The 4402-nt window shown below is 69.2% G+C and carries 4 protein-coding genes and 1 pseudogene; 2 read left to right on the top strand and 3 right to left on the bottom strand.

Features of this window, described 5'->3' with window-relative positions; genetic code table 11:
• A pseudogene (locus tag AC08ON_RS08030) lies at positions 1–935 on the top strand (helix-turn-helix domain-containing protein); the annotation flags it as partial.
• 2 nt (positions 936–937) lie between these two features.
• On the top strand, positions 938–1255 hold the full coding sequence (locus AC08ON_RS08035) for a 4a-hydroxytetrahydrobiopterin dehydratase (RefSeq protein ID WP_476616720.1): 318 nt from the start codon (positions 938–940) through the stop codon (positions 1253–1255).
• Positions 1256–1289: 34 nt separating this feature from the next.
• Here AC08ON_RS08035 and AC08ON_RS08040 read toward each other — a convergent pair whose 3' ends face one another.
• The 3 genes from AC08ON_RS08040 to AC08ON_RS08050 are packed head-to-tail and all read right to left on the bottom strand — an operon-like array spanning position 1290 to position 4226.
• The gene (locus tag AC08ON_RS08040; RefSeq protein ID WP_476616721.1) at positions 1290–1640 is read right to left on the bottom strand and encodes a MazG nucleotide pyrophosphohydrolase domain-containing protein; all 351 of its coding nucleotides are present in this window, start codon (positions 1638–1640) and stop codon (positions 1290–1292) included.
• Between the two features lie 38 nt (positions 1641–1678).
• Positions 1679–2875: a DNA glycosylase AlkZ-like family protein gene (locus AC08ON_RS08045; protein WP_476616722.1), complete on the bottom strand. Its 1197-nt coding sequence runs from the start codon at positions 2873–2875 to the stop codon at positions 1679–1681.
• 37 nt (positions 2876–2912) lie between these two features.
• Positions 2913–4226 carry a B12-binding domain-containing radical SAM protein gene (locus AC08ON_RS08050; protein WP_476616723.1) on the bottom strand — a complete coding sequence of 438 codons (1314 nt, stop codon included), beginning with the start codon at positions 4224–4226 and terminating at the stop codon, positions 2913–2915.
• Between the last annotated feature and the right edge of the window lie 176 nt (positions 4227–4402).

Consider the following 4402-nt stretch of genomic DNA (forward strand, 5'->3'; position numbering starts at 1 on the left):
TATGGGCCAAGGGGAGGACGGCACTGCCCGCGTCGCGTCCCGAGGTGGCGCGGAACGTCGTCGTCCATCTGAACGCCCAGATCGACGGGTTCTACGCGGCCGAGGCTGCGCTCGGGCCCTACCCGGTGATCCCTTCGGTACTTGCGCAGCAGGAGCTGACGAACCGCCTGACCGAGACTGCCCGGGGCGAGGACCGGCAGGAACTGCTGCGCACGGGTGCGTCCTACGGGGGGCTGCTGACGTGGCTGTACCAGGACGCCGGCGATCTGGCCGCGGCCACGGGCTGGGCCAACCAGACCCTTGAGTTAGCACACCGGGTCGGTGACACCCAGCTCATCCGGCACGCGCTGGTCAACAAGGCGATGATCTTCACCGATCGGCGTGACGGGCGTGGAACCCTCGACCTGACCGCGGCGGCCTTGGCGGACCAGACGCGGCTGTGTGCCAAGGTCCGGGTACAGGCCCTCCAGCAGGCAGCTCACGGCCACGCGCTCGTCGGTGACTGGACGGCGGTCGACGTGGCGCTGGATGAGGCTGCCGCAGTGCTACCCGGGGTGGACGACGACTATCCCTGGTTCAATGCCTGCCGGCGGACGCCCGGCTACATCGAGGCCCAGCGTGCGACCTGCTACAACCGCCTCGGCCTCGGCGCAGCGGCCCGGACGCTGTGGGAGGAGGTCATCGCCGGGCTTCCCCCTGCGGCCCGGCGCGATGCCGGCGTGTATCAGGCACGGCTGGCTGTCTCGTGTGCGCTGGCGGGCCAGCCCGAGGCGGCGGCTGAGGCCGTCGGTCAGGCCGTCGCGGTCGCTGTCGAGACCGGCTTGGCCCGCTTGCGCGGAGAGCTGCACGCCGTCTGGCGGCAGCTGACACCGTGGCACGAGACCCAGCCGGGGCATGAGGTGGCGGAACTGCTGGCGACTCTTGAGGAGGACTGAAGGTGGGACTGCGTGACCCGCTCCCGGCCGAGGAGGTCACCAGCCGGCTGAGTCAGCTGGATGGCTGGGAGAAGGACCCGGACCGTGAAGAGATCCACAAGACGTTTCGCGTGGAGTACTACACCGCCGTCCAGGCGATCAATGATGTGATGGTTCCCGCCCAGCGACTCCAGCACCATCCGGACATCGACCTGCGCTGGGAGACGCTGCACTTCAGCCTCACCACCTACAGCGCTGGTCAGAAGATCACCGAGCTGGACTTCCTGCTCGCCGAGCAGATCGACCAGGTCCTGGCCCGATACACAGCCACGACCGGCTGAGTCAGCACGTACCAGGCGTGGCGAAGGTGTGACGTCACGAGGCTGGGGCCGGGGCTTCCCGTCGCGCGCCGGGCCAGCTGCGGGTCTCGTTCAGGGCTTCCTTCGCGCGGATGGCGTCGGTGAGGTCGATGCCCAGGCGGTTGGCGATGGAGCAGGCGAAGATCAGGATGTCGACGAGTTCCTCGTCGACGCTGCCGACCAGCTCGCCCGTCAGCGTGCGCTGTCCGTCGTTCTTGCGGACGGCGCGGGCCAGTTCGCCGGCTTCTTCCATGAGGCGCCAGGTCTGGTCGTGGACGGTGCGGCCGGTGAAGCCTCGTTCGGTTTCCATCTCGGCGACGTAGCGCTGGAGGTCGGCGAGGCTGGCGTCGGCGGCGAGGGGCTGCACGGACGTCCCTTTCGTCTGTCGGGTTGGGTGGGTTGGTGTCAGAGGGCGAGGGCGAGTTGCCGTGGGTCGGGCCGGGCGGCGGGAAGGGCGGGAGGTCGCCAGCCGGCGCGCAGGGCTTCGGTGTGTCGTTCGGCGGCGGCCGTGACCTGCTGGATGGTTGTCGTGGCCTGGCCGGGCAGGAGGGTCGCGATGACGGTTCGGCTGGCGGGTTCCCACGTCCAGGTACCACATACCTGGCCATCGAGGAGGACGGTGGGAAGGGCTTCACCGATCTGGTTGAAGGCCCGCCGTGGGGCGAGTTCGCCGAGGTAGCGGGTGCGGGTTTCGGCGTATGCCTTGAGCGCGACGTCCTCGTGGGCGAGCAGGTGCAGCCCGGTGGTGTGGGTGTCGGGGTCGGCCGCGGTGAACTGTTCGTAGCGGGCGGCGGGCATGTAAGCCGGGGACGGGCTCCAAGGGGTGGCGACTTCGAGGAGTGCGGTCTCGGGGTCATCGAGTGCGTCGAGGACGGCGGCACGGGAGAGGGCGGACCACCAGGTCGCGTCCCCCAGTGTCGCCGGGCCGTACCGGTCGAAGTAGGCCCGCAGGAGCATGCGGGTAGCGCTCCGCGGGTCGAGGTCGAGGTCGAGATCGAGATCGGGGTGGAGCTGGCTGGTCAGACCGAACATACGGCGTTCGGCGTTCCAACAGCCGGAGGCATTCAGATAGGTGAGTGTGCCCGACTCCCAGGCAATTTTGACCGCGGCCCGGACTGCGGCTGGGCTGGCGGGAGCGAGGACGTCCTCGATACGCCGGTGCGGTAGCGGCCCACCCTGGAGCAGTTCTGGCAGCTGCGCACGGATCTCGGTGAGCACATGGTCAGGGACGCCGGCGTTGTGCGCGCGGCGGGTGGCGTCGCGGAGGCGGTAGTGGACGGTAGCCCGGTGCGCGGCGGCGGCGAGATCCACAGGGAGGAGATGCAGGGTGCGGCGCACACAGCGCAGCGTGATGAGGCCATGGGATCGACTGAAGAGCGACAGCGCCACCTCGGGACCTTCGGCGCGCGCGAGGACGGTCGCGAACGGGGACGGCAGCCGGGCCGCATGCAGCCCGAGCGCCGCGTGGCCGATCTGTGTGGCAGAGGTCAGCCGGCTACGAGGGTGCAATCCCTGACGGGACAGGGTCCAGTTCCACAGCCGACGGGCTTGGACGTCGGTGAGGGTGACGGCCCCGACGGTGCGCGGGTGCCAGCTGATCACCTGGGCACCGTAGCAGTGGGCAGGGGTGGGGTGGCGGTCACCCCTGGGGGCCCCAGTGGTCTTCGACGAAGCCGCGCAGCCTGCGGTAGGAGTCTTCGAGTTCGGCCCACTGGTCGGGGCCGCCCCACCAGTGGCGGTCGTTGTGGTGGATGTGGAATTTCGACCAGTCCCCGTCCCAGTCGGGCTGGGTGTGCAGGCCGTGGAGGGCATGGCGGTCTGGGTCGGCGTAGACCTGGGTGCCGGGCAGTGGGACGAACCGGAACAGCGAGACGCGGGTCAGCGACGAGCCCAACTCGCCGAGCAGGTTGATCGTTTCGTCGGTGGTCTGCCGGTTCTCGCCCGGGAAGCCGTGGATGATGAACGCCTTGGCGCCGATCCCGGCATCCGCGGTCGCGGCGAACGCTGCCTTGATCTCGGCACGGGTGGTGTTCTTGCGCATCGCCCGCAGGAGAGGTTCGCTGCCGGACTCGACCCCGTACTTGATCTCGATACAGCCCGAGGCCGCCATTGTCTTCAGCAGGGCTGGGTCGACGGTGTCGACCCGTGACAGCGCCGACCAGGACAGGTCCAGGTCGGCGACCGCGTCGCAGATGTCGGCAACCTTCCGCTTGTTGACGACGAAGTTGTCGTCGACGATCGCGAACCCGCCGATGCGGTAGCGGTCCACGAGGTGGGCCAGCTCGGTGTACGCGCTGGCTCCGGAGCGATATTGGATGCGGGTCTGGCCGGCGGCGCAGAACGAGCATGGGAACGGGCAGCCCCGGCTGAACATCACGTGTGCCATCCGCACGTCATGGCCGGCGAGCCGGTCGGTCATCACGACGTCCTCCACGGGCAGCAGGTGTCGTGCCGGCAGCGGCAGCCGGTCGATGTCCCGTATCAGCAGACGGGGGAGTCCGGATCGGATCTGGCCGTCCTCGGCCCAGCGGGTCCCGGCGATCCCAGTGACCGGCAGGCCGCCGCTGGCGCGGGCCAGCACGTCGAGGATCGTCTCCTCGGACTCGCCCACGCAGACGACGTCCGCGGCGAAGTCGCGCAGCGCGTCGTCCGGATAGAAGTTGGCGTGTACGCCGCCGACCATCACCAGCGCGCCCGGGTCGACCTGGCTGTGCGCGCGGGCCGCCGCCATGAAGCCGTAGGTCGCCGAGGAGGCGAGGCTGAACCCGACCGCCTCGAAGCCGGAGAGGTCCAGGGCGAGCTGGTCGGGCCGTACTTGGATGATCGCCACCTCGTGGCCAGCATCTTCTAGCACTGCGGCCAGGTAGAGCGCCCCGAACGGGGGGAACTCCCGGCGGCGTTCTCGGAACCGAGCCATATCGTAGACCTCGGGATAGAGCAAGGCGACACGCATCGCGGACACCTCCGGAGAGTTCGTCCTTCAAATGAGCGAGGGGATAGCCGAATCAGAAAGGCGCCTGGCACCTGGAACCCGCGGCTCGGGACGTGGAGCGCCGGCCTATATGCAGAATTTCGGCCGGGTGCAGCCTCTTCAGCCGAGCCACTTCCTCGGGCGGCCAGCCGCCCAGC

It is taken from the genome of Frankia sp. CoWAU3 (assembly GCF_977971855.1).

Excerpts from the sequence above, each read along its gene's own strand:
- AC08ON_RS08050 (WP_476616723.1), bottom strand. The coding sequence starts at position 4,226 with ATGCGTGTCGCCTTGCTCTATCCCGAGGTCTACGATATGGCTCGGTTC.